A 21976-nucleotide genomic window follows, 5' to 3' on the forward strand; every position below is an offset into this window, starting at 1 on the left:
GCCACACGGGCTGTCACCGCCCCTCGTTGTCCTTGAGCGTCGGGTCGCGACCCTCGTCGAGGGCATCCCAGATCATTCGTTCCGACATCTCGGCCTCGGGACTTTCCTGCCGCGCGGCCTCACGCTTGGCCGCCGGTGCCAGGTACTTGCCAGTCTTCGCGCCCGCCTTGGCCTGCGCCGCCGATCGCACCAGCAGCACGGCGCCAACCAGCGCGCACCCGGCGGCCACCAGAGTCACGACGGCGCCGGCATGGTGGCGTTCCGTGTCGATCAGCGCCGTGATCGGGATCTGAGCCAACTCGGCCGCTCGAACCGCGACGTCGGGGACCACCCACAGCCCGATGCCCAGGTACCCCATTCCGACCGTCGCGACGGCGACCAGGCCCCCGACCAGTCGCAGCACCCACCCGCGCACCGCCAGGGTGGCCACCGCCGCGGCGAGGGCGACCAGGGCCAGAGGCACCAGGGCCGTGGACCACGTCGCACCGTTCAGCGTCGTCGACTTCGGCTGACCGAGACCGTCGAACGAGGTGACGTCGACCCACGACATCCGCGACGCCACCCACAGCGCCAACGCCGAGAGGACCAGGAGAAGCTGGGCGACGCGCGTCATGGCGTCTTGAGGGATGGCGTCTTGAGGGTTTCCGCCGCTGCGACCGCGTTCAGCACCGCACGGGCCTTGCTGGCCGCTTCGTTGAACTCGTAGGGCCCGTTGGAGTCGGCAACCACGCCTCCCCCGGCCTGGACGTATGCCGTGCCGTTGCGCATCAGCGCCGTCCTGATGGCGATCGCGAAGTCGGCGTTGCCCGCGAAGTCCAGGTATCCGACGACGCCGCCGTACAGACCCCTTCGGGTCTTCTCGACTTCCTCGATGAGCTCCATCGCCCGCACCTTCGGCGCACCGGACAGCGTCCCCGCCGGGAAGCACGCCGTCACGGCGTCGAGCGCGGTCTTGCCGTCGGCGAGCTGACCCGTCACCGTCGACACCAGGTGCATCACGTGGCTGTACCGCTCGATGTGGCTGTAGTCCTCGACGCGGACGGTGCCGGGCACACAGACCCGGCCAAGGTCGTTGCGGCCCAGATCGACCAACATCAGGTGCTCGGCGCGCTCCTTCTCGTCGGCCAGCAACTCCTTCTCGAGCAGGACGTCCTCCTCCTCGGTGTCGCCCCGCCAGCGGGTGCCTGCGATCGGGTGCGTCGTCGCCTTGCCGTCCTTGACGGTGACCAGCGCCTCCGGGCTGGAGCCGACGATCGAAAAGTCCAGGTCGCCATCGGCATTCGGGACGTTCAACAGATACATGTACGGGCTGGGGTTCGTCGCGCGCAGCATCCGGTAGACGTCGATGGGATCGGCGGCGGTGTCCATCTCGAAGCGCTGCGACGGCACCACCTGAAACGCCTCCCCCGCCTCGATCTCGCCGACGAGCTTCTCGACGATGGCCGAGTACTCCTCGACGGTGCGTTGCGCCCGGTGCTGCGGCACGGGCCTGCTGAACGTCGCCACCGCCGACGGCAACGGTTCGCCGAGGGCGGCGGTCATCACGTCGAGCCGCTTCACGGCGTCGTCGTAGGCCTGGTCGACCCGCTCGTCGGTGCCGTTCCAGTTCACGGCGTTGGCGATCAGCGTGATGGTGCCCTCGTGGTGGTCCACGGCGGCGATGTCGGTGGCCAACAGCAGCAGCATGTCCGGAAGCGCCAAGTCGTCGACGGCGAGTGCGGGCAGCCGCTCCAGGCGCCGCACCATGTCGTAGGCGAAGAACCCGACGAGTCCGCTGGACAGCGGCGGGAGTCCCGGCAGCGCTGCCCTCGAGAGCACCTCCAGGGTGGCGCGAAGGGCCTCGAGCGGGTCACCGCCGGTCGGAGCGTCCTGCGGGGTGACGCCGAGCCACACCGCGTGGTCGTCGCGCACCGTCAGGGCGGACGGGGCGCCAGCGCCGATGAACGACCACCGCGACCAGGATCTGCCGTTCTCGGCCGATTCCAGCAGGAACGTCCCTGGACGGTTGGCGGCGAGCTTGCGGTACGCGGACAACGGCGTCTCGCTGTCCGCCAGCACCTTTCGGGTCACGGGGACCACGCGGTGATCGGCGGCCAGCGCCCGGAAGTCCTCGCGAGAGGTGGTGGTGGCGAGGTCGGCATGAACGGGCACGGGACAATCCTCCCAGACGGCTCCGAGGACGCGGGCGTAGCGTAGGCGGCCATGAAGCGTGGTGACGAGGTTGCCGAGTTCGAACTTCCCGATCAAACCGGCACCGTTCGCAGTTTGACCAGCCTGTTGGCCGACGGTCCGATCGTGCTGTTCTTCTATCCGGCTGCGATGACGCCGGGCTGCACGAAGGAGGCGTGCCACTTCCGTGACCTGGCGTCGGAATTCGCCTCGGTCGGCGCGAATCGCGTTGGGATCTCCACCGACGGCGTCGACAAGCAGGCGAAGTTCGCGCAAGAGCAGAAGTTCGACTACCCGCTGCTGTCGGACTCCGACGGTGCCGTGGCGACGCAGTTCGGCGTGAAGCGTGGGTTGCTCGGCAAGTTGATGCCGGTCAAGCGGACAACGTTCGTGATCGACACCGACCGCACCGTCCTCGCGGTGATCGCCAGCGAAGTCAGCATGGACACCCATGCGGACAAGGCGCTCGAGGTGCTGCGTTCCCGGTGAAACCCGTTCTGCAACTTGACGATGTGACGTTTCGCCGCGACGGCAAGCAGATCATCGACGGCATCTCGCTGACCGTCAACGAAGGCGAGCATTGGGCGCTGCTCGGTCCGAACGGCGCGGGCAAGAGCACCTTGCTGGGCTTTTGCGGCGCCATCACCTTCCCCAGCTCCGGGAGCGTCCGCGTGCTCGGCGAGCAGATGGGACGGACCGATCTGGCCGTGCTTCGACGCTCCATCGGACACGTCAACCCGCGCCACCGGCTGCAGCACCCACGAACCGTTCGCGACGTGGTGCTGACCGGGATCACCGGAACCAACGACCTGCCGTTGCGCTGGACGCCCACCGCCGACGAACTGGAGCGCGCCGACGCGATGGTCGAGACGGTCGGTCTGACCCGCATCGTCGACGGCGCCTGGCCGACCCTGTCCCAGGGTGAGCGGGGACGGACTTTGATTGCGCGGGCGCTGATCTCGGGCCCTCGGCTACTGCTGCTCGACGAGCCGTCAACCGGACTGGACGTCGCCGCGCGTGAGCAGCTGTTGGAAACGGTGGACTCGCTGGGCCAAGCGCACCCCGACGTGGCGTCGATCCTGGTGACCCATCACCTCGAAGAGCTCCCCACGACGACGACCCACGCACTGCTGATCGCCGAGGGCCGAACCGTGGCCAGCGGGACGGCGCTCGAGACGGTCACCACCGAGAACGTCACGGCGGCGTTCTCGCATCCCGTTCAGGTCGGCTACCACGACGGCCGGTGGACCGCGCGGGCCAAGGCAACTCGGATGGAGGTCTGACCCCGATGGCCGGACACGACGCCCACTACTACCGGGTCGCAGACGGAACGGGTCTGCCGCACGACCCCCTCAACTCCATCATCGGGCCACGGCCCATCGGGTGGATCTCGTCGCAAAGTGCCGACGGCGTACCCAATCTGGCGCCGTACAGCTTCTTCAACGCGTTCAGCTACCGGCCACCGATCATCGGGTTCTCGTCGATCGGGTGGAAGGACACCGTCACCAACGTCGACGCCACCGGCGAATTCGTCTGGAACCTCGCCACCGCCGCGTTGGCCGAACAGATGAACCGGACCTCGGAATCCGCCTCCTCGAACGAGTTCGTGGACAGCGGTCTGACGCCCGTACCGTCGACGTGTGTGACGCCGCCTCGCGTACTGGAGAGCCCGGTCAACTTCGAATGCAAACTCACGCAGCTGATTCAGCTACGCACTCTCGACGACGAGACGATCCCCACCTGGCTGGTGCTCGGACAGGTCGTCGCCGTCCACATCGACACGCACCTGCTGGTCGACGGCGTGTACGACACTGCGGCAGCACATCCCATCCTGCGCGCCGGCGGACCGACCACCTACGCCGAGATCACACCCGAGACGATCTTCCACATGACCCGCCCCGACGATCGCGGCTAGCCCTCCGGAGTCAGGAGTTGGTCGGCGTCGAAACACGTGTGCTCGCCGGTGTGGCACGCCGCGCCGACCTGGTCGACCTCCAGCAGCACGGTGTCGCCGTCACAGTCGAGGCGCACCGAGTGCACGTACTGGGTGTGGCCTGACGTCTCGCCCTTGACCCACTGCTCGCCGCGGGAGCGCGAATAGTAGGTCGCCTTGCGGGTCGCCAGGGTGTTGGCCAGCGCGTCGTCGTCCATCCACGCCACCATTAGCACCTCACCGGTGCCCCGCTGCTGGGCCACCGCCGCGAACAGGCCGTTGGCGTCGCGCTTGAGCCGGGAGGCGATCGAGGCATTTAAAGTCATCTGTGTCCTCTGCTCTTCGCGCAAGCGCTCATCGCACCACAATCCCTTCCGCCGCCATCGCCGCCTTCACCTGGCCGATGGTGAGCTCCTTGAAGTGAAAGATGGTGGCCGCCAACACCGCATCCGCGCCGGCCTCGACCGCTGGTGCGAAGTGGTCCACCGCGCCCGCGCCGCCACTGGCGATCACCGGAACGGACACCGCCGCTCGCACCGCGCGCAGCATGGCAAGGTCGAATCCCGCCTTGGTCCCGTCGGCGTCCATCGAGTTGAGCAGGATCTCGCCGACACCGAGTTCGGCACCGCGCCTGGCCCATTCGACGGCGTCGACGCCGGTGCCACGCCGCCCGCCGTGGGTGGTGACCTCCCAGCCCGACCGCGTCGGCTCGGATCCCTGCGGAACGGTGCGGGCGTCGACGGAGAGCACGATGCACTGCGACCCGAACTGCCGGGACAGTTCGGCCAGCAACTCCGGACGCGCCAGGGCAGCGGTGTTGACCGACACCTTGTCCGCGCCGGCCCTCAGCAGCACGTCGACGTCGGCGACGGAACGCACGCCGCCGCCCACCGTCAGCGGGATGAACACCTGCTCGGCCGTGCGCCGGACGACGTCGAGCATCGTCGACCGACCGGCGGACGACGCCGTGACGTCGAGAAACGTCAGCTCGTCGGCACCCTCGGCGTCGTAGACCGCGGCGAGCTCGACGGGATCACCGGCATCCCTGAGGTTTTCGAAGTTGACGCCCTTGACGACACGACCGGCGTCGACGTCGAGGCACGGGATGACGCGAACTGCGACGTCCATGTTCAGTACTCCCCCGGTGACCCGACCGCGGCCGCGATCTCCAAGATCTGCGCGTGCACGCTGGGCACCCCTGCCAACGCCGAACGCGACGTCGGCGTCCAGTCCTCGCCGGCAAGATCGGTGACCACGCCACCGGCCGCGCGGACGAGGGCCACCCCCGCCGCGTGGTCCCAGACGTGGTGACCGAAGCTGATGGCGCCGCCGAGCACGCCGGCACCCGTGTAGGCCAGGTCGATTCCCGTCGACCCGTGCATCCGGATGCGCGAGCACCTGCGGCTCAACTGCTCGAGGACCGCCACCCGATAGCGGCCGGGGAAGGTGCCGCGCGAGTCGACGTTGAACGTCCCGACACCCACGATGGACTCGCTCAGGTCGGCGGTCTTCAGTGCTGGTTGGGCAATTCCGTTGGCGTACAACGGTTCACCGACGATCGCCGTGTAGCGGACGTCGCTGAACGGCAGCCAGGTGAGCCCGGCGACCGGCACGCCGTCCTGCAGCAGACCGAGCAGGATCGCCGCCGTCGGCAACCCGGCCGCGTAGTTGAACGTTCCGTCGATGGGATCGAGCACCCACACCAGGTGCGAGTCGATCGGTGCGCCCCCGAATTCCTCGCCGTGCACGCCGATGCCGGTGGCCTCCTCCAGCGCCTTCACGACCTGCCGTTCGATGGCGAGGTCGACCTCCGTCGCGAAGTCGTTGCCCTTCTTCTTCACGGCGGACTGGGCGCGATGCCCGGCGACGAAGGGCTCGGCCGCGGCGTCGAGGATGACCGTTGCCTCGGCGACCAGCTTCCGCAGATCAGTGTCGTCCAACGCCATTGCGGGCTACCGACTCACCGCGGCGAGCGCCTCGGGAAGCGTGAACCGCCCGGCGTAGAGCGCCTTACCGACGATGGCACCCTCGACGCCCGCACCGGTCAACGTCGCGATGGCCCGCAGATCGTCGAGGCTCGACACTCCGCCGGAGGCGATGACGGGCGCATCGGTGCGCTCGGCGACACCGGCCAACAGCTCGAGGTTGGGACCGTTGAGGGTGCCGTCCTTGGTGACGTCGGTGACGACGAACCGCGAACAGCCCTCCGCGTCGAGCCGTTCGAGCACCGGCCACAGATCGCCGCCGTCGGTCTCCCACCCGCGCCCACGAAGCCGGTACTGCCCGTTCTCGAGCTTCACGTCGAGACCAACGGCGACCTTGTCACCGTGCTCGGCCATCACCTTCGCGCACCACTGCGGATTCTCCAGCGCGGCGGTACCGAGATTGACTCGCGCGCAACCGGCGTCGAGCGCGGCGGTCAGCGAATCGTCGTCCCGGATGCCACCGGAGAGCTCTACCGCGACGTCCAGCTTCGCGATGACCTCCGCGAGCAGCTCGCGGTTGGAACCCCGGCCGAACGCCGCGTCGAGGTCGACGAGGTGGATCCACTCGGCGCCGTCGGTCTGCCACTGCATCGCCGCGTCGAGCGCGGAGCCGTAGTCGGTCTCACTCCCCGCCACGCCCTGCACCAGGCGGACCGCCTTGCCGTCGACGACGTCGACCGCCGGCAGAAGTATCAACGGTGCATTACTCACGAGAGCCCCTCGACCCAATTGGCGAGTAGCGTCGCGCCCGCGTCGCCACTCTTCTCCGGATGAAACTGTGTGGCGCACAGCGCGCCGTCCTCCACTGCAGCCAGGAAGGGTACGTGGTGCGTCGCCCACGTCAGCAACGCGCTCTCGTCGCCCTCCCAGTTCTGGGCGGCATAGGAATGCACGAAGTAGAACCGGGTGTCGGGATCGACGCCCTTGAAGAGCGTGCTGCCCGGCGCCGCGTCGACGACGTTCCACCCCATGTGCGGGACGACGGGAGCGTCCAAGCGGGTGACCGAGCCGGGCCACTGACCACAGCCGACGCTCTCCACGCCGAATTCGACGCCGCGGCTGAAGAGGATCTGCATGCCGACGCAGATGCCCAGCACCGGATGACCCTTGGCCAACCGGTCGGCGACGATCGCGTCACCGTTGACCTCGCGCAGACCCCTCATGCAGGCCTCGTAGGCGCCGACACCGGGGACCACCAACCCGTCGGCGGCTGCCGCTGCGGCCGGGTCTGACGTCACCTCTACCTCGGCGCCGGTCCGTTCCAGGGCCCGTTGGGCCGACCGGAGGTTGCCCGAACCATAGTCGAGGACAACGACTTTCGTCGTCACAAACTCCCCTTCGTCGACGGCACGCCGGACACCCGCGGGTCGGGCTCGACGGCCTGCCGAAGCGCGCGGGCCACCGCCTTGTACTGCGCCTCGGTGATGTGGTGCGGGTCCCTGCCGTACAGCGTGCGGACGTGCAACGCGATGCGGCCGTTCATCGCCAGCGACTCGAAGACGTGCCGGTTGATGACGGTGTGGTACGGCACCGAGCTACCCGCAATCGTGCTGTGCAGCATGTAATCCGGCTCGCCGGTGTGCACGCAGTACGGCCTGCCCGACACGTCGACCGACGCGTGCGCCAACGTCTCGTCCATGGGGATGAAGGCGTCACCGAAGCGGCGGATGCCCTTCTTGTCGCCCAATGCCTCGCCGAGGGCCTGGCCGAGCACGATGGCGGAATCCTCCACCGTGTGGTGCGCCTCGATGTCGACGTCACCCGTCGCGTGCACCAGCAGGTCGAAGCTGGCGTGCGTGCCGAGCGAGGTCAGCATGTGGTCGAAGAACGGAACCCCGGTGTTGACGTCGACGATGCCGGTGCCGTCGAGGTTCAGCTCGACGACGATGTGGGATTCCTTGGTCTTGCGTTCCACGCGGGCGCGGCGTGTCATGAGGCTCCTACGGATGTGGTGAGTTCGGATTCGGCCAGGCTGCGGCTGGTGTCGAGCAGGGCGTCGTTCTCGTCGACGAGGCCGGTGGTGGCACGCAGGAAACCGGGGATGCCGACGTCCCTGATGAGCACTCCCGCCTCCAGATACCGTTCCCACGCCCTCGGCGCGTCGGCGAAGTCGCCGAACAGGATGAAGTTGGCGTCACTGGGGATGACCCGAAAACCCATGCCCGTCAACGCCTCCGAGACGCGCTCGCGTTCGGCGATCAACCGCGCCACGCTGCCGAGCGTGTCGTCGGCGTGCCGCAGCGCCGCGCGTGCGGCGGCTTGCGTGATCGAGGACAGGTGATAGGGAAGCCGAACCAGCAGCAGCGCGTCGATCACGGCTGGATCGGCGACGAGATACCCGAGGCGGCCGCCGGCGAAAGCGAACGCCTTGCTCATCGTGCGGGTCACGATCAGCTTTGCCGGGAACTCCGCGAGCAACTCGACGGCGCTTGGCTGCGACGAGAACTCGCCGTACGCCTCGTCGACGATGACGACCCCCGACGCCACCTCGAGCAGGCGACGCAGATCCGCGAGCGTGACGCTCTGGCCCGACGGGTTGTTGGGACTGGCGAGGAAGACGACGTCGGGATGCCGCTCGACGATCGCCGCGACCGCCACGTCGACGTCGAGGCCGAAGTCCGCGGAGCGACTCGCCTCCAACCAGTCGGTCTGCGTGCCGTCGGAGATGATCGGGTGCATCGAATACGACGGGACGAAGCCCAGTGCGGTGCGGCCGGGACCGCCGAACGCCTGAAGCAGCTGTTGCAGAATCTCGTTGGACCCGTTGGCCGCCCACAGATTGTCGGTCGACAGCGCGACACCGGTCTGGGCCACCAGGTACTCGGCCAGATCGGTACGCAGCGCCACCGCGTCGCGGTCGGGGTAGCGGTGCAGTTCGGCCGCGGCGTCGCGCACCGAGGCCGCGACGTCGTCGACGAGCGCCTGGGTCGGCGGGTGCGGGTTCTCATTCGTGTTGAGCCGCACCGGAACCGACAGCTGCGGTGCTCCATACGGCGACTTGCCGCGCAGGTTGTCTCGCAGCGGCAGGTCGGCCAGGCTGATCTTGGTCACTTCTCGAACCTCCGTCGGACGGCCTCGCCGTGCGCAGGCAGATTCTCGGCGTTGGCGAGGGTGACGACGTAACCCGCCACGTCCTTCAGCGCCGCCTCGGTGTAGTCGACGACGTGGATGCCGCGCAGGAACGTCTGCACCGACAGGCCACTGGAGTGCCTGGCACAGCCCGCGGTGGGCAGCACGTGGTTGGAGCCTGCGCAGTAGTCACCGAGGCTGACCGGCGACCACGGCCCGACGAAGACCGCGCCGGCAGAGCGCACCCTGGCCGCGACCGCCGACGCGTCGACTGTCTGGATCTCCAGATGCTCGGCGGCATAGGCGTTGACGGTCCGAAGCCCCGCCTCCAGATCGTCGACGAGAACGATCGCCGACTGACGCCCCGTCAGTGCGGCGGTGACCCGCTCGCGGTGCACGGTGGTCAACAGCTGCCTGACGAGTTCGGCGTCGGTGGCGTCGGCCAACTCCACGCTGGTGGTGACCAGTACCGAGGCGGCCATCTCGTCGTGCTCGGCCTGGCTGATCAAATCGGCCGCGACGTGCACCGGGTCGGCCGAGTGGTCGGCGAGGATCGCGATCTCCGTCGGCCCCGCCTCGGAGTCGATGCCGACCTGCGACCGGCAGATGCGCTTGGCGGCGGTGACGTAGATGTTGCCGGGGCCGGTGATCATGTCGACCGGCGCCAGCTCGGCGCCGTCGGTGTCCGTGCCGCCGTGGGCCAGCAGCGCGACGCCCTGCGCGCCGCCGACGGCCCACACCTCGTCGACGCCGAGCAGACGGGCGGCGGCGAGGATGGTCGGGTGCGGCAGGCCGCCAAATTCGGCCTGCGGCGGGCTCGCGACCACCAGGGAGTCCACCCCGGCGATCTGGGCGGGGACGACGTTCATCACGACGCTCGACGGATAGACCGCGTTGCCGCCGGGAACGTAGAGACCGACCCTCTCGACCGGAACCCAGCGTTCGGTGACCGTGGCGCCCGGAGCCAGGGTCGTTGTGCCGTCGGTGCGCCGCTGATCGGCGTGCACCGCCCTGGTCCGCTCGATGGCGACCTCGAGCGCGGTGCGGATGTCGGGGGCGAGCTCGGCGAGCGCCGCGTCGAGGGCCGCCTGGGGCACCCGGACCGTCGCGGGGCGCACCCCGTCGAAGGATTCGCCGTATTCGAGGGCTGCCTCGGCGCCGCGGTCGACGACCGCGTCGACGATGGGACGCACCGTCGGCACCACCGCGTCGACGTCGACGCCACCGCGTGGCAACACGGCGCGAAGTCGGGCGGCGGAGAGCTGATCGCCCCGCAGGTCGATGCGAGACATCAGCAGGGACGAGTCGGTCACGCCGTCTATTGTCCCAGAGCAGACAAATCAGAATCCGGGAGCCGCCATGTCGCCGTCCACCTCGCGAGAAGACCACCCGAACCACGCCCCTGGCGTGCCGATGATCATGCCGGTCTGGCTCGAGCGCTTCCAGATCAAGTACGTCAACCCGCTGCTCCGACCACTGTCGAAGCGGATGCCGGGATTCGCGGTGATCACGCATCGCGGCCGCACCTCTGGCAAGGAATACGAGACGATCGTGACGGCCTATCGCAAGGGCGGCGTGCTGGCGATCGGGCTGGTCCACGGGAAGACGAACTGGGTCAAGAACGTGCTCGCCGCTGGCGAGGCGGACATCCACGTCGGCCGCAAGGACCTGCACCTGGTGAACCCGCGGGTGCTACCCGTCGGCACGGTCGACGCGACGCTCCCGCGCATTCCCCAGATGCTGGCCAAGCGGCAGGGCACCTTCGTCGCCGACATCGCCTAGCCGCCATGGCACTCGAGATGTGGCTCGCATTCGTCGTCGCGGCGATCCTGATCGCGATCTCCCCCGGTGCGGGTGCAATTCAGGCGATGGCCACCGGCATGACCCACGGGGTGCGGCGCGGCTACTGGAGCATCGCCGGCATGGAGGTCGGGCTGATGCTCCAACTGGCGCTGGTCGCCGTCGGGCTCGGCGCCGCGGTGGCCAGCTCGGTCGTCGCCTTCAACGTCGTCAAGTGGATCGGCGTGCTCTATCTGGTGTACCTCGCGGTGCGGCAATGGCGGTCGGTGACGACCGATCTGCGCACCAAGATCGGGACGACGGTCGACGGCGGCCGCCTCAGGCTGTTGACGCGAGGTTTCCTCGTCAACGCCACCAACCCCAAGAGCCTGGTGTTCTTCCTGGCGGTCCTGCCTCAGTTCGTGGTCCCGACGGCGCCGCTGCTGCCGCAGTATCTTGCGATCGGCATGACGATGGTGGCCGTCGACCTGGTCGTAATGGGCCTGTACACGGGCCTCGCGGTGCGGCTGGTCGAGTGGCTTCACACCCCTCGCCAACAGACCATTCTCAACCGGGTGTTCTCGGGGCTGTTCGCCACGGCCGCCGTGGTGCTGTCGCTGATGCGCCGCTCCGCGACGGCGTGACGACAACGAGAAACTGACGCAGTAGTCTAATTCTGGCAAATGCGCAGCACCGTTGGTAAACGTATGTTTATCCAGTGCGCGTCCCGTGGTACAGGCGTTTAGCCGCCACGGCCAGAATCGATCCGGGAGATCTTCCGTAATGACCACTGCTCCACGAAAGTCCTTGTTCACGGCTGTGATTGCGGCGGGCATGCTTGCCGCCACCACGTCGGCAACTGCGGCCACGGGGACTTCGCCGTCCGACGGACCCCACGTCACGACGGCGTCGAGCCGGCCCGTCGTCGCCCCGCTGGTTCAGCCGCCGACACTTTTGGCAAGTATTCAGCCTGCTCCGCAGCCCACCGCGCTGCTAGCCGCCGCGGTGGCTCAGCAGCAGGCTACCCAACTCCCTGCAGCCGACTTCCACCGCCGCGACGCCTCGCCCGCAGCACCCAACAAGTTCGCCCCCACCGTCCTGGCCGGGCCCGCGACTGCCGACGTCGGGGGCGCGGCGCCGCGCGCGACGGGCCAACCGACGGTCCCGAACCAGGCATTTGGCGACGCCATCGGCTCCGTGTATGCGGTATTCGTCTCCAACGGGGGGCCGGGCCAGAACGGCGGACTGCTCGTCGGCAACGGCGGACCCGGATTGCTGCCTGGACAGGCCGGCGGCAACGGCGGACTGCTGCTCGGCAACGGCGGCGACGGGGCAGGTGGAGCCCGCGGCGGCTTCGGCGGCAACGGCGGCAACGCGGGCCTGTTCGGCAACGGCGGCAAGGGCGGCACGGGATCGTTCAGCATCGTCGCCTTCGGACCTGCCAACGCGGGCCGGGGCGGAAACGGCGGCAACGGCGGACTCATCGCCGGAACCGGCGGCGCCGGAGGGGACGGTGGCGTCGCATACAGCGCCAGCGCCAGCGGCACTGTCAGCGGCACCGCGAGTGGCGGCGCGGGCGGCGCAGGTGGCCGGGGCGGGCTCACCTCCGGCGACGGCGGCAAGGGTGGCGCTGGCGGCGAGGCCAACAGCGCCGCAGGATTCGCCGGCGGCGGCACCGGCGGCGCGGGTGGTGCGTCGGGACGCAGTGGAACGGGCGGCACCGGCGGGGCCGGCGGCACCGCAACGGGCACCACGGGTGCACGCGGTGGAGCCGGTGGTCAGGGTGGCGACACCACCGCGGGCAAGGGCGGCAAGGGTGGCACCGGTGGAAGCGCCACCTCGACGACCGGATCGGCGGCCAAGGGTGACGACGGAGCCGACGGCAAGGGCACCGTCGGCTGACGAGCTACTTGCAGCGCTCGATGACGGCGTTGTTCTGGGTGTCCGCCGTGCGCAGCCGGGCCGCTTGCTCCGGATCGGTGTTCGGCGATCCCGCGGTGGCAGCCGCGCCGATGTCGAGAAGCGTGTTGGCAAACTCCTTGACGGCGCCGGCCAGCTCGGTCGGCGTCGCGGGGTTCAGGCGGCTGATCAGGTACTGGCCGCCGTCGGACAGCGACACCCGCGCATTGGCCGCGACGGCGAGGGACCCGGCGACGTCGGCTTCACCGCCGGGGATCTGAAGGTTCGTGTTGAGCGACACGCCCCTGCGCACCAGATCGGTTGCGGCACAGATTGCGGTCTTCGCGTCGGTCTGCTGGGCGGCGGTGTAGGTCGGCTCGGCGGGGCCACTCGACGCGGGCCGCAACACCGCCCACGCGCCAAGGCCGACGGCGATCACCGACAGGACCAGGGCGACGATGGGGATGACGCGCTGCGTGGAGGGCTGTTCGCTGGTCGACATGGCTGCAGCCTAGCTGGCTAACTACAGATCGAGGCCGACGTCGAGAACCCGGACGGAATGGGTGAGCGCGCCGACGGCGAGAAAGTCGACGCCGGTGCCCGCATAGGCGGCGGCGTTGTCGAGCGAGAGATTGCCCGACGACTCCAGCAGAACCCCGGGGGCGGAGGCCGCGCGCCGCTGCACCGCCATCTGCGTCATCCAGACGGGGAAGTTGTCCAGCAGCACCAGCGGCGCGACGCCGAGGTCCTCGCCGAGGATCTGGTCGAGCTGTTCGAGCGAGTCGACCTCGACCTCCACCGGGACGTCGGGGGCCATCTCGCGGACGGCGTGCAGTGCCGCCACCACCGAACCGGCCGCGGCGACGTGGTTGTCCTTGATCAACGCCGCGTCCCCGAGGCCCATCCGGTGGTTGACGCCCCCGCCGACCCGCACCGCGTACTTCTGCAGCACCCGAAGCCCGGGAAGGGTCTTGCGGGTGTCGCGAATCTTGGCGCCGGTGCCCTCGACGGCCTCGACCCACGCAGCGGTGGTGCTGGCGATGCCGGACAGGTGGCACACCAGATTCAACATGGTGCGTTCGGCGGTCAGCAGTCCCCGGGTCGGCGCCTCCAGCACCAGCATGGCGTCGCCGGGCTCCAGGCGCGTTCCGTCGGCGACGCGGGACAGCACCCCGTACTCGCCCTGGCCGATCACCTGGTCGAGGACCAGCAGTGCGACGTCGACGCCCGCGGCGACCCCGCTCTGCCTGCTCACCATGGCGGCCTTCGTCGTGGCGTCGGCGGCGACGGTCGCCAGCGACGTCACGTCCGGCCCGTAGCGTAGGTCCTCGGCGAGGCCGCGTTCGACGGCCGCTAGTGCTTCGGCGCGTTCGTCGTCGGTCAGAGTCATCAGCAGCACACCTCGGCGTCGAGTCGGACATTGGCGCTCACCGCACGCGCCGGGTCGATGTCGGGATGGTCGGCGCGGTGGTGGCATCCCCGCGACTCGCGCCGAGCCAGCGCGGCCGCCACGACCACCGACGCGGTGGCGGTCAGCGCGGCATCCTCGAAGGCGTTGCGTGAGTCCATGTTTCGTGGTTGGGCGGTGTCGATAAGCTCGGCAACCCGACTCAACCCCTCGGCGTTGCGCACGACCGAGGCGTTGCGCGTCATGGCGCGTTGCAGCTCCGCCCGGTCCGACGCCACCCTGGCGACGGGTTCGACGTCGGCGCGGGGAGCGCCGGAGTCCGCGGCGTGTTCGGCGGCAGCCGCGCCGGCCCGACGGCCGACGACCAGACCTTCGAGCAGGCTGTTCGACGCCAACCGGTTGGCGCCGTGCATCCCGGTGCGGGCCACCTCGCCAGCGGCGAAGAGTCCCGCCAATTCGGTACGCCCGTACACGTCGGTGACGACGCCTCCACAGCTGTAGTGCGCACCGGGTACCACCGGGATCAACGCCGAGGTGGCGTCGACGCCGACGGCGAGGCAGGCGGCGTTGACGGTGGGGAATCTGCGGGCGAAGTCGGGGACGGCGCGCGCGTCGAGGTAGACGCAGGGGTCACCGGTCATGGTCAGGCGTTCGTCGACCGCCGCCGCCACCACGTCGCGCGGCGCGAGGTCGCCCATGGGGTGAACGCCTGCCGTCACCGAATCGCCGCGGGCATCGACGAGCACCGCGCCTTCGCCGCGAAGGGCCTCGGTGATCAGCGGTCGCCGACCCCCTGCGTTCCCGGTGAAGAGCATGGTCGGGTGGAACTGGATGAATTCGACGTCGCCGACGGGCAGACCGGCCCACAGGGCAAGGGCGATGCCGTCGCCCGTGGACCCCTCCGGATTGGTCGTCGCCGAGTACAGGTGGCCGAGGCCGCCGGTGGCGAGGATGACCGAAGGGGCATGGATCACCCCGAGGCCGTCCTGGCTGAGGACGAGCACCCCCGTGACGGCGTCGCCATCGCGAACGATTTGCAGCGCAACGTGATTCAGCCGGACGTCCAGGGTGTCGGCGGCGTGGTCGAGCGCTCGCTGGACTTCTGCCCCGGTCGCGTCCCCGCCGGCGTGGACGATGCGGCGACGGGAGTGTCCGCCTTCGCGCGTCAGCGACCACCGGCCCGGCGCCGACTCGTCGAACCGGGCACCGAAGTCGACGAGTTCTGCGACCGCGGGGTATCCGTCGGCGACGACGGACGTCACCGCCTCTGGGTCGCACAGGCCTCCGCCCGCGGCGATGGTGTCGGCGACGTGCGCCTCGACGCTGTCGTCGGTGCGCGGCACTACGACGGCGATGCCGCCCTGGGCGTAGAACGTCGCGGTCGCACCCTCGGCGCGAGATGCCTTGCTGAGCACCACGACCCGGCTGCCACTACGGTGCGCCGCCAGGGCCGCGGCCAATCCGGCGACACCGGTGCCGACGACGACGACGTCGGCCCGCTGCTGCCACAGGCCGGAACCGCCGCAGCCCGTCATTCTCCGCCGCCGGGCTGCCCGATCTCGATCATGCGCTGCACGCTGAGGCGACCCGCGGCGGCGACCTCTGGGTCGACGTGCACCTCGTCGGCACCCTCCACCAGGCATCGCAGCAACGCGGCGGGGGTGATCATCTTCATGTACGTGCAGGATGCCCGGTCGTTCACGGCCTGGAAGTCGACTTCCGGTGCGGCACGGCGCAATTGGTGCAACATGCCGATCTCGGTTGCCACCAGCACCTGGCGGGCGCTGGTCTTGCGGGCGGCGTCGAGCATGCCTCCCGTGGACAGGATCTTCACGCGGTCGTCGGGGACGGCGCCTTCTCCGGCTAGGTACAGCGCGGAGGTGGCGCAGCCGCACTCCGGGTGGACGTAGAGCTCGGCGTCCGGGTGGGCCTTGGCCTGGGCGGCGAGTTCGTCGCCGTTGATGCCGGCGTGCACGTGGCACTCACCGGCCCACACGTGCAGGTTCTTGCGGCCGGTGATCCGACGGACGTGCGCGCCGAGGAACTGGTCGGGGCAGAAGAGCACTTCGCGGTCCTCCGGGATGGAGGCCACCACCTCGACCGCGTTGGACGACGTGCAGCAGATGTCGGTCAGCGCCTTCACGGCCGCGGTGGTGTTGACATACGAAACCACCACCGCGTCGGGGAACTCGTCCTTCCAGGCCCGAAGGTCGTCGGCGGTGATCGAGTCGGCCAACGAGCACCCGGCCCGCTGATCCGGGATCAGCACCGTCTTCTCGGGGCTGAGGATCTTGGCGGTCTCGGCCATGAAGTGCACCCCGCAGAACACGATCGTGTCCTCGGCCACCTCGGAGGCGATCCTGGACAGTGCCAGCGAGTCCCCGACGTGGTCGGCCACGTCCTGGATCGCGGGCAACTGATAGTTGTGCGCGAGAAGGGTGGCGCCGCGCTGGTTGGCGAGGCGTCGCACTTCGGCCGCCCAGGCCTCGTCGGCGACGACGCCGCCGTAGCCGGTGGGACCGTTCGTGATCTGCGCGGTGAGATCCAATACCGTCATGGCCGCTCCTTTGATCCTGACGGGGTTTTCGACTTATGATCGAAAACATGCCCAATATTAGCACTGCGCACGAGGTGCTGGCCGTCGTGTTTCAAGTTCGGCAGCTCGCAACCCCAAATCCGCAGCTCAGCGTGTTGCTATGGGAGCGAGCCATGGAACCCGAGCGCGGCGCGTGGTCGCTGCCCGGCGGACGCCTGCGACACGACGAAGACATGACCAGTTCGGTTCGACGTCAACTCGCCGAGAAGGTCGACCTGCGCGAACTGACTCACCTCGAGCAACTCGCGGTGTTCTCCGACCCGGACAGGGTGCCCGGGCCGCGCACCATCGCCTCGACGTTCCTCGGCTTGGTGCCATCCCCCGCGACCCCCGAGTTGCCGCCCGACACCCGGTGGCACCCGGTGAACGCCCTGCCGCCGATGGCGTTCGACCACCGTCCGATGATCACCCACGCCCACGCCAGGCTGATCGCCAAGCTGTCCTATACCAACATTGGATTTGCCTTGGCGCCAAGGGAATTCGCACTGTCGACCTTGAAGGACGTCTACGACGCCGCGCTCGGCTACCAGGTCGACGCGACCAATCTGCAGCGCGTCCTCGCGCGGCGCGGCGTCATCGTCCCGACCGGCACGACCGCGAAATCGGGTCGAAGCGGTGGCCGACCCGCCGCCATGTACCGCTTCACCGAAGCGCAGTACCGCGTCACCGACGAGTTCGCCGCGCTACGTCCCCCGACGTGATGCCGCCGACATGGCAAACACGCCTTAATTGGCTTTGACGACCACGTGACCCACAATGGCCGGATGGACTCAGGCAGTGCTGCCGTCTCGACCGGTGCCGAATGGATCGGACGCCCGACTCACGAAGAGCTGCGGCGCAAGACCGTTCCGCTGCGGCCCGAAGCGGATCCGTTCTACCTCCCACCTGCGGGATTCGAGCACGCCAAGGCGGGCACCGTGCTGCGGTCCCGCGACGTCGAGCTCGCCTTCCTCGGCCTGATCCCCCAGAAATTGGCCGCCACCCAGCTGCTCTACCGCTCGACGGACCTCAACGGTCTCGCGCAGGCCGTCGCTACGACGGTCGTGGTGCCCGCCGACCGGCCCGCGGGCAGCAAGGGACCGATCCTGTCCTACCAATGCGCGATCGACGCCGTCGCAAGCAGCTGTTTCCCGTCCTACGCCCTGCGGCGCGGCGCCAAGGCCACCGGAGCACTCGCGCAGGTCGAGTTCCTGCTGGTCTCCGCAGCCCTCGCCGAAGGGTGGGCGGTGTCCATTCCCGACCACGAGGGGCCGCTCGGCATCTGGGGCGCCCCCTACGAACCCGGCTATCACGTGCTCGACGGTCTGAGGGCCGCGCTGAACACCGAGGCCCTCAACCTGTCCCCCGAGGCGCCCATGGGGCTCTGGGGCTATTCGGGCGGCGGACTGGCCACCGCGTGGGCCACCGAGGTCCACGCGACCTACGCGCCCGAACTCAACCTCGTCGGCGCCGTCCTCGGCTCACCCGTCGGAGACCTCGGCCACACCTTCCGCCGACTCAACGGCAGTTTCTTCTCCGGCCTGCCCGCCCTGGTGGTCGCCGCGCTCTCCCACGTCTACCCGGGCCTCGACCGCGTGATCAACGAACACGTCACCGTCGAAGGCAAGGCCATGCTGACCGACATCCAGCAGATGACGACCGCGCAGGCCGTCGTCAAGCTGATCCGCAAGGACATGGGCAACATGGTCGACGAGCCGTTGGAGAACATCCTCCGAACCCCCGAGGTGCAACACGTCTTCGACAGCATCAAACTCGGCACCGCCGCGCCAAGCATCCCGGTGCTCGTCGTACAGGCCGTCCACGACCGCATCGTGTCCGTGGAAGACATCGACGAACTGACCGAGACCTACACCAGCGGCGGCGCGGACGTCACCTACCACCGCGACATGCTCAGCGAGCACATGCTGCTGCACCCGCTGTCGGCCCCGATGACGCTGCGCTGGTTGCGGGACCGGTTCGCCGGACGGCCGTCGAGCAGCAAGCGGGCCAGGACCAAGTGGCCGACGATGCTGAACCCGTCCACCTACCGGGGAATGCTCCGGCTCGGCCTCATTTCGGCAAAGGTGGCCACGGGTCGGAAGGTGGATCGGCTACCGCTGTCGGAGCTGGACCGGTAGCCGAAACGTTGGCCGGACCGACCAGGTAGGCCACCTCGACGGGCGGCCACGCACCGAGATCGTCGCGTTTGGTCGACAGCGCACAGATCGCGTAGACCAGTGCGGCCACCCCCGCGGGGATGACGAGCGACGCCGCGATCTGAAACGGGCCGTGGCCGAAGAAGACCGCGGGCGCTTCGTGGACGTAGAACACGCGATGCTCGGGAGTGACCGGGGCCGTTGCCACGTCGACCACGCCGTGGCGCCAACGGGCCACCACCGCACCGACACCGGCCGCAGCACCCGCCGCCGCGAGTGAACCGATCGACAGCGCGCCGACCATCACGGGTCCACGATGCGGCCGCCACTGCCACGCCGCGACCGCGGCCGTCACGGCCATCACGAACAGCAACCCGGTCATGACGAAGGCGCCGAGGAACAGCAGGTCGGACTCGTCGCCGACGTAGCCCCGTATCCGGTCGCCCGCCTTGGTCAGGGCGATCACCAGGTTGATCGGCGGCGCCAGAAACGCCCACGTCACCCCGATGAGGACGCCGACGCCGACGAGGGCGAGCACCACTCGGATCGCCGCCTGCAGATGCGAAAGACGAGGTGGCGCAATCGTGTTCGTGCTCACCGCTGTGCCTTGCTCTTCGCGCAAGCGCTCATCGCCGCGCCTCCAGATCCTTTGAGTCCAGCTCGCCGTGCCGTGAGCACTTCGCCGACCATCCGTCGGGGCGCACCTGGACGATCATCCGACGACCACAGTCGGAGCAGAATCTCGGCGGTTCGAGACCGAGTTGGGCGGCCGCGGGCGTGCTGCCACCCGCTGGCTCGCCGGTGTAGACGTTGAACATGGTGGACATCGCCGTCTACAGCGTCGCGTTGAGTGCCTTGATCGGCATTTGCAGATCGTTGAGCAGCTCGAGATCGGACTCCGCGGGACGGCCAAGGGTGGTCAGGTAGTTGCCGACGATGACGGCGTTGATGCCACCGAGGATGCCCTGCTTGGCGCCGAGGTCGCCGAGGGTGATCTCGCGGCCGCCTGCGAAGCGCAGCATCGTGCGCGGCATCGCCAGCCGGAAGGCGGCGACGGCGCGCAGGGCGTCAGAGGCCGGCATCACCTCCAGATCGCCGAACGGGGTGCCGGGACGCGGGTTGAGGAAGTTCAGCGGGACCTCGTGCGGGTTGAGCTCGGCGAGGTTGGCGGCGAACTCCGCCCGCTGCTCGAGCGACTCACCCATCCCGAGGATGCCGCCGCAGCACACCTCCATGCCTGCCGCGCGGACCATCTCGAGGGTGCCCCAGCGCTCTTCCCACGTGTGGGTGGTGACGACGTTGGTGAAGTACGACCGCGCCGTCTCGAGGTTGTGGTTGTAGCGGTGCACGCCCATCGCGGCGAGCTGGTCGACCTGATCCTGGGTCAGCATGCCCAGCGAGCACGCGATCTGGATGTCGACCTCGTTGCGGATGGCTTCGATGCCCGCGGCGACCTGGGCCAGCAGGCGCTCGTCGGGTCCGCGGACGGCGGCCACGATGCAGAACTCGGTGGCTCCGGACTTGGCGGTCTGCTTGGCCGCCTCCACCAGGCTGGGAATGTCGAGCCACGCGCTGCGCACGGGCGAGGCGAAAAGCCCCGACTGCGAACAGAAGTGGCAATCCTCGGGGCAACCGCCGGTCTTGAGGCTGATGATGCCCTCGACCTCGACGTCGGGTCCGCACCACTTCATCCGCACGTCATGAGCCAACGCGAGCAGATCCTCGAGCCGGTCGTCGGACAGCTGGAGCACCGCGAGCACCTGCTCCTGGGTGAGGCCCTCACCGCGTTCGAGCACCTGCTCTCGAGCCAGACTCAACACGTCCGCGCCCACCTCTGAAGCCAACTGCGTCACTACGTACTCCTCCTGCACCGTGAACCTGAACGGTGTTTAGGCTACAGGGGTGCAACAGGTCCGGCGCCACGCCCGTTCAGATGTGGTCGACAAGGCCGCCCAGCTTCTCGACGACTACGGGATCGCCGACCTGACCATGCGGCGGTTGGCGCGCGAACTCGGCGTCACCCCCGGCGCGCTCTACTGGCACTTCGCCGACAAGCAGGCCCTGCTCGGCGCCGTGGCCGACCGGATCCTCGCCTCGACGGCGACGGCCCACGACGGTCCGTGGGTCCAGCGGGTCCACCTCATCTGCACGGGCCTGCGCAACGCGCTGCTGTCGACCACCGACGGAGCCGAACTGGTGTCGGCCAGTTTCGCCGCAGGCAAATCCGAGTTGATGACCGCTCTGCTCGACCGGCTCACCGCCGCCGCGGCCGAGGCGGGGATCGATTCGTCGCACGCCGACCTGGCGGCCCGATCGGTGCTCTACTACGTGCTCGGCTTCACCGCCGACGAGCAGTCCCGACTGCAATGGGACGCCGCGGGCGCACTGCCGGAGAATCAGTCGGTGATGGCGACGGATCCGAACGCGCGCTTCGCGTTTGGCCTTCGACTGCTGGTCGACGGGATGGCCGCGCACGCGTCCGGGTCAGGTGATCAGGGTGTCGACCCTGGCGTCGCCGTCCCAGCGCCGTAGGCCGGCGAACGTCGCGTCGGTCGCTTCCTCCGAGACGGCCTCCAGCGCCGCCGCGAGGTCGGCGGGCGCCAACCGGCGCGCCAACGTGACGTGCGGCGTCCACTGCCCGGGACGGGCGTGCGGAAACGGTCCGGACGGCATGTGCGGCCCACAGATCGCGTCGACCGACTCGTGCAACTCCAGGACTTCGCGGTTCGGCACGATCAAGCGCGCCAGGACCAGCGAGCGGTGCCCGAACACCAGTGGAGCGCCGATCCGGCAGGGCAACGGAAGCCGCCCGGCCGGCACCCGCAGGGCCTCGTCGACGCCCGCGTCGATCCGCTCGGCAACGGTCAGCGTCACGTGCGGCCGGTTGGTCGGCGACCGGTGGTGTGCCTGACTCGGCAGCCCCGCCTCGACGAGCGCGGCCCACTGTCGTCGAATGGCGTCCTCGGCGTCCGAGTCGAACAACAACTCGACGGAATGGGCCAT

Annotated in this window: 27 protein-coding genes; 9 read left to right on the forward strand and 18 right to left on the reverse strand. The window is 69.1% G+C overall.

Translation table 11 applies throughout. The annotated features are described in order from the left end of the window. Positions 1 to 13 precede the first annotated feature (13 nt). Together ASD37_RS03015 and ASD37_RS03020 are read right to left on the reverse strand one after the other, a co-directional pair. Positions 14 to 613 carry a TIGR02234 family membrane protein gene (locus ASD37_RS03015; protein WP_056547873.1) on the reverse strand — a complete coding sequence of 200 codons (600 nt, stop codon included), beginning with the start codon at positions 611 to 613 and terminating at the stop codon, positions 14 to 16. Further along, positions 610 to 2151 carry an anthranilate synthase component I gene (locus ASD37_RS03020; RefSeq protein ID WP_056547875.1) on the reverse strand — a complete coding sequence of 514 codons (1542 nt, stop codon included), beginning with the start codon at positions 2149 to 2151 and terminating at the stop codon, positions 610 to 612. Before ASD37_RS03020 ends, ASD37_RS03015 begins: the two co-directional genes overlap by 4 nt. A 51-nt stretch (positions 2152 to 2202) precedes the next feature. Here ASD37_RS03020 and ASD37_RS03025 point away from each other — a divergent pair, with 51 nt between their 5' ends. From ASD37_RS03025 to ASD37_RS03035, 3 genes are read left to right on the forward strand one after another with little or no spacing between them, the layout of a single operon-like run. Next, a complete protein-coding gene (locus tag ASD37_RS03025) occupies positions 2203 to 2658 on the forward strand; it encodes a peroxiredoxin (RefSeq protein ID WP_056547878.1) in 456 nt (151 codons plus the stop codon). After that, positions 2655 to 3452 carry an ABC transporter ATP-binding protein gene (locus ASD37_RS03030; protein ID WP_056547882.1) on the forward strand — a complete coding sequence of 266 codons (798 nt, stop codon included), beginning with the start codon at positions 2655 to 2657 and terminating at the stop codon, positions 3450 to 3452. The genes ASD37_RS03025 and ASD37_RS03030 overlap by 4 nt, the downstream gene beginning before the upstream one ends. A gap of 5 nt (positions 3453 to 3457) precedes the next feature. Then, complete coding sequence (locus ASD37_RS03035; RefSeq protein ID WP_056549734.1) at positions 3458 to 4084, forward strand: flavin reductase family protein; 627 nt, start codon at positions 3458 to 3460, stop codon at positions 4082 to 4084. Here ASD37_RS03035 and hisI read toward each other — a convergent pair. From hisI to hisD, 8 genes are read right to left on the reverse strand one after another with little or no spacing between them, the layout of a single operon-like run. Next, entirely contained in the window at positions 4081 to 4428 is a 348-nt protein-coding gene (gene hisI / locus ASD37_RS03040) for a phosphoribosyl-AMP cyclohydrolase (RefSeq protein WP_056547885.1), read from the reverse strand. The genes ASD37_RS03035 and hisI overlap by 4 nt on opposite strands. A 28-nt stretch (positions 4429 to 4456) precedes the next feature. Next, on the reverse strand, positions 4457 to 5230 hold the full coding sequence (hisF, locus tag ASD37_RS03045; protein ID WP_056547888.1) for an imidazole glycerol phosphate synthase subunit HisF: 774 nt from the start codon (positions 5228 to 5230) through the stop codon (positions 4457 to 4459). A gap of 2 nt (positions 5231 to 5232) precedes the next feature. Continuing rightward, a complete protein-coding gene (locus ASD37_RS03050) occupies positions 5233 to 6048 on the reverse strand; it encodes an inositol monophosphatase family protein (RefSeq protein ID WP_056547890.1) in 816 nt (271 codons plus the stop codon). 6 nt (positions 6049 to 6054) lie between these two features. Continuing rightward, complete coding sequence (gene priA / locus ASD37_RS03055) at positions 6055 to 6798, reverse strand: bifunctional 1-(5-phosphoribosyl)-5-((5-phosphoribosylamino)methylideneamino)imidazole-4-carboxamide isomerase/phosphoribosylanthranilate isomerase PriA (RefSeq protein WP_056547893.1); 744 nt, start codon at positions 6796 to 6798, stop codon at positions 6055 to 6057. Further along, complete coding sequence (hisH, locus tag ASD37_RS03060) at positions 6795 to 7415, reverse strand: imidazole glycerol phosphate synthase subunit HisH (protein ID WP_056547897.1); 621 nt, start codon at positions 7413 to 7415, stop codon at positions 6795 to 6797. The genes priA and hisH overlap by 4 nt, the downstream gene beginning before the upstream one ends. Then, complete coding sequence (gene hisB / locus ASD37_RS03065; protein ID WP_056547900.1) at positions 7412 to 8020, reverse strand: imidazoleglycerol-phosphate dehydratase HisB; 609 nt, start codon at positions 8018 to 8020, stop codon at positions 7412 to 7414. Before hisB ends, hisH begins: the two co-directional genes overlap by 4 nt. After that, a complete protein-coding gene (locus tag ASD37_RS03070) occupies positions 8017 to 9138 on the reverse strand; it encodes a histidinol-phosphate transaminase (RefSeq protein ID WP_056547903.1) in 1122 nt (373 codons plus the stop codon). Before ASD37_RS03070 ends, hisB begins: the two co-directional genes overlap by 4 nt. Further along, on the reverse strand, positions 9135 to 10451 hold the full coding sequence (hisD, locus tag ASD37_RS03075) for a histidinol dehydrogenase (RefSeq protein ID WP_162253233.1): 1317 nt from the start codon (positions 10449 to 10451) through the stop codon (positions 9135 to 9137). Before hisD ends, ASD37_RS03070 begins: the two co-directional genes overlap by 4 nt. Positions 10452 to 10515: 64 nt before the next feature. Here hisD and ASD37_RS03080 point away from each other — a divergent pair, with 64 nt between their 5' ends. The 3 genes from ASD37_RS03080 (at position 10516) to ASD37_RS32595 (ending at position 12837) form a co-directional block, all read left to right on the forward strand. After that, positions 10516 to 10938, forward strand: a complete 423-nt coding sequence (locus ASD37_RS03080; RefSeq protein WP_056547907.1) for a nitroreductase family deazaflavin-dependent oxidoreductase — start codon at positions 10516 to 10518, stop codon at positions 10936 to 10938. A 5-nt stretch (positions 10939 to 10943) separates the two neighbouring features. Further along, positions 10944 to 11579 carry a LysE family transporter gene (locus ASD37_RS03085; protein ID WP_056547911.1) on the forward strand — a complete coding sequence of 212 codons (636 nt, stop codon included), beginning with the start codon at positions 10944 to 10946 and terminating at the stop codon, positions 11577 to 11579. Positions 11580 to 11718: 139 nt separating this feature from the next. Then, the gene (locus ASD37_RS32595; protein WP_056547915.1) at positions 11719 to 12837 is read left to right on the forward strand and encodes a hypothetical protein; all 1119 of its coding nucleotides are present in this window, start codon (positions 11719 to 11721) and stop codon (positions 12835 to 12837) included. Positions 12838 to 12841: 4 nt separating this feature from the next. Here the strand turns inward: ASD37_RS32595 and ASD37_RS03095 are convergent, their stop codons facing one another. From ASD37_RS03095 to nadA, 4 genes are read right to left on the reverse strand one after another with little or no spacing between them, the layout of a single operon-like run. Beyond that, a complete protein-coding gene (locus ASD37_RS03095) occupies positions 12842 to 13336 on the reverse strand; it encodes a hypothetical protein (protein WP_056547918.1) in 495 nt (164 codons plus the stop codon). Between the two features lie 21 nt (positions 13337 to 13357). Continuing rightward, a complete protein-coding gene (gene nadC / locus ASD37_RS03100) occupies positions 13358 to 14224 on the reverse strand; it encodes a carboxylating nicotinate-nucleotide diphosphorylase (RefSeq protein ID WP_056549737.1) in 867 nt (288 codons plus the stop codon). Continuing rightward, entirely contained in the window at positions 14224 to 15777 is a 1554-nt protein-coding gene (locus tag ASD37_RS03105) for an L-aspartate oxidase (RefSeq protein WP_056547922.1), read from the reverse strand. Before ASD37_RS03105 ends, nadC begins: the two co-directional genes overlap by 1 nt. Further along, the gene (gene nadA / locus ASD37_RS03110; RefSeq protein WP_056547925.1) at positions 15774 to 16799 is read right to left on the reverse strand and encodes a quinolinate synthase NadA; all 1026 of its coding nucleotides are present in this window, start codon (positions 16797 to 16799) and stop codon (positions 15774 to 15776) included. The genes ASD37_RS03105 and nadA overlap by 4 nt, the downstream gene beginning before the upstream one ends. 47 nt (positions 16800 to 16846) lie before the next feature. On the opposite strand from nadA, the gene ASD37_RS03115 reads away from it, so the two are divergent. Together ASD37_RS03115 and ASD37_RS03120 are read left to right on the forward strand one after the other, a co-directional pair. Further along, a complete protein-coding gene (locus tag ASD37_RS03115; RefSeq protein WP_056549739.1) occupies positions 16847 to 17539 on the forward strand; it encodes an NUDIX domain-containing protein in 693 nt (230 codons plus the stop codon). A gap of 63 nt (positions 17540 to 17602) precedes the next feature. Further along, complete coding sequence (locus tag ASD37_RS03120) at positions 17603 to 18955, forward strand: lipase family protein (protein WP_056547927.1); 1353 nt, start codon at positions 17603 to 17605, stop codon at positions 18953 to 18955. Here the strand turns inward: ASD37_RS03120 and ASD37_RS03125 are convergent. From ASD37_RS03125 to bioB, 3 genes are read right to left on the reverse strand one after another with little or no spacing between them, the layout of a single operon-like run. Further along, positions 18888 to 19571: a DUF2567 domain-containing protein gene (locus ASD37_RS03125; RefSeq protein ID WP_056547930.1), complete on the reverse strand. Its 684-nt coding sequence runs from the start codon at positions 19569 to 19571 to the stop codon at positions 18888 to 18890. The two genes, ASD37_RS03120 and ASD37_RS03125, sit on opposite strands and share 68 nt — an antisense overlap. 28 nt (positions 19572 to 19599) lie before the next feature. Next, on the reverse strand, positions 19600 to 19800 hold the full coding sequence (locus tag ASD37_RS03130) for a hypothetical protein (protein ID WP_056547933.1): 201 nt from the start codon (positions 19798 to 19800) through the stop codon (positions 19600 to 19602). 6 nt (positions 19801 to 19806) lie between these two features. Continuing rightward, positions 19807 to 20805, reverse strand: coding sequence for a biotin synthase BioB (gene bioB, locus ASD37_RS03135; protein WP_162253234.1), 999 nt, complete (start codon positions 20803 to 20805; stop codon positions 19807 to 19809). 70 nt (positions 20806 to 20875) lie between these two features. On the opposite strand from bioB, the gene ASD37_RS03140 reads away from it, so the two are divergent. Further along, complete coding sequence (locus ASD37_RS03140; RefSeq protein ID WP_056547946.1) at positions 20876 to 21505, forward strand: TetR family transcriptional regulator; 630 nt, start codon at positions 20876 to 20878, stop codon at positions 21503 to 21505. Here the strand turns inward: ASD37_RS03140 and ASD37_RS03145 are convergent. Continuing rightward, entirely contained in the window at positions 21458 to 21976 is a 519-nt protein-coding gene (locus ASD37_RS03145; protein WP_056547949.1) for a 2'-5' RNA ligase family protein, read from the reverse strand. The genes ASD37_RS03140 and ASD37_RS03145 overlap by 48 nt on opposite strands.

Origin of the sequence: Mycobacterium sp. Root135 (genome assembly GCF_001426545.1) — a bacterium.
In the GTDB taxonomy this organism is placed as follows: domain Bacteria; phylum Actinomycetota; class Actinomycetes; order Mycobacteriales; family Mycobacteriaceae; genus Mycobacterium.

Excerpts from the sequence above, each read along its gene's own strand:
- ASD37_RS03015 (WP_056547873.1), bottom strand. The coding sequence starts at position 613 with ATGACGCGCGTCGCCCAGCTTCTCCTGGTCCTCTCGGCGTTGGCGCTG.
- ASD37_RS03025 (WP_056547878.1), top strand. The coding sequence starts at position 2,203 with ATGAAGCGTGGTGACGAGGTTGCCGAGTTCGAACTTCCCGATCAAACC.
- ASD37_RS03035 (WP_056549734.1), top strand. The coding sequence starts at position 3,458 with ATGGCCGGACACGACGCCCACTACTACCGGGTCGCAGACGGAACGGGT.
- hisI (WP_056547885.1), bottom strand. The coding sequence starts at position 4,428 with ATGACTTTAAATGCCTCGATCGCCTCCCGGCTCAAGCGCGACGCCAAC.
- hisF (WP_056547888.1), bottom strand. The coding sequence starts at position 5,230 with ATGGACGTCGCAGTTCGCGTCATCCCGTGCCTCGACGTCGACGCCGGT.
- ASD37_RS03050 (WP_056547890.1), bottom strand. The coding sequence starts at position 6,048 with ATGGCGTTGGACGACACTGATCTGCGGAAGCTGGTCGCCGAGGCAACG.
- hisB (WP_056547900.1), bottom strand. The coding sequence starts at position 8,020 with ATGACACGCCGCGCCCGCGTGGAACGCAAGACCAAGGAATCCCACATC.
- ASD37_RS03080 (WP_056547907.1), top strand. The coding sequence starts at position 10,516 with ATGTCGCCGTCCACCTCGCGAGAAGACCACCCGAACCACGCCCCTGGC.
- ASD37_RS03085 (WP_056547911.1), top strand. The coding sequence starts at position 10,944 with ATGGCACTCGAGATGTGGCTCGCATTCGTCGTCGCGGCGATCCTGATC.
- ASD37_RS32595 (WP_056547915.1), top strand. The coding sequence starts at position 11,719 with ATGACCACTGCTCCACGAAAGTCCTTGTTCACGGCTGTGATTGCGGCG.
- ASD37_RS03095 (WP_056547918.1), bottom strand. The coding sequence starts at position 13,336 with ATGTCGACCAGCGAACAGCCCTCCACGCAGCGCGTCATCCCCATCGTC.
- nadC (WP_056549737.1), bottom strand. The coding sequence starts at position 14,224 with ATGACTCTGACCGACGACGAACGCGCCGAAGCACTAGCGGCCGTCGAA.
- ASD37_RS03105 (WP_056547922.1), bottom strand. The coding sequence starts at position 15,777 with ATGACGGGCTGCGGCGGTTCCGGCCTGTGGCAGCAGCGGGCCGACGTC.
- nadA (WP_056547925.1), bottom strand. The coding sequence starts at position 16,799 with ATGACGGTATTGGATCTCACCGCGCAGATCACGAACGGTCCCACCGGC.
- ASD37_RS03115 (WP_056549739.1), top strand. The coding sequence starts at position 16,847 with ATGCCCAATATTAGCACTGCGCACGAGGTGCTGGCCGTCGTGTTTCAA.
- ASD37_RS03120 (WP_056547927.1), top strand. The coding sequence starts at position 17,603 with ATGGACTCAGGCAGTGCTGCCGTCTCGACCGGTGCCGAATGGATCGGA.
- ASD37_RS03130 (WP_056547933.1), bottom strand. The coding sequence starts at position 19,800 with ATGTCCACCATGTTCAACGTCTACACCGGCGAGCCAGCGGGTGGCAGC.
- ASD37_RS03145 (WP_056547949.1), bottom strand. The coding sequence starts at position 21,976 with ATGGCCCATTCCGTCGAGTTGTTGTTCGACTCGGACGCCGAGGACGCC.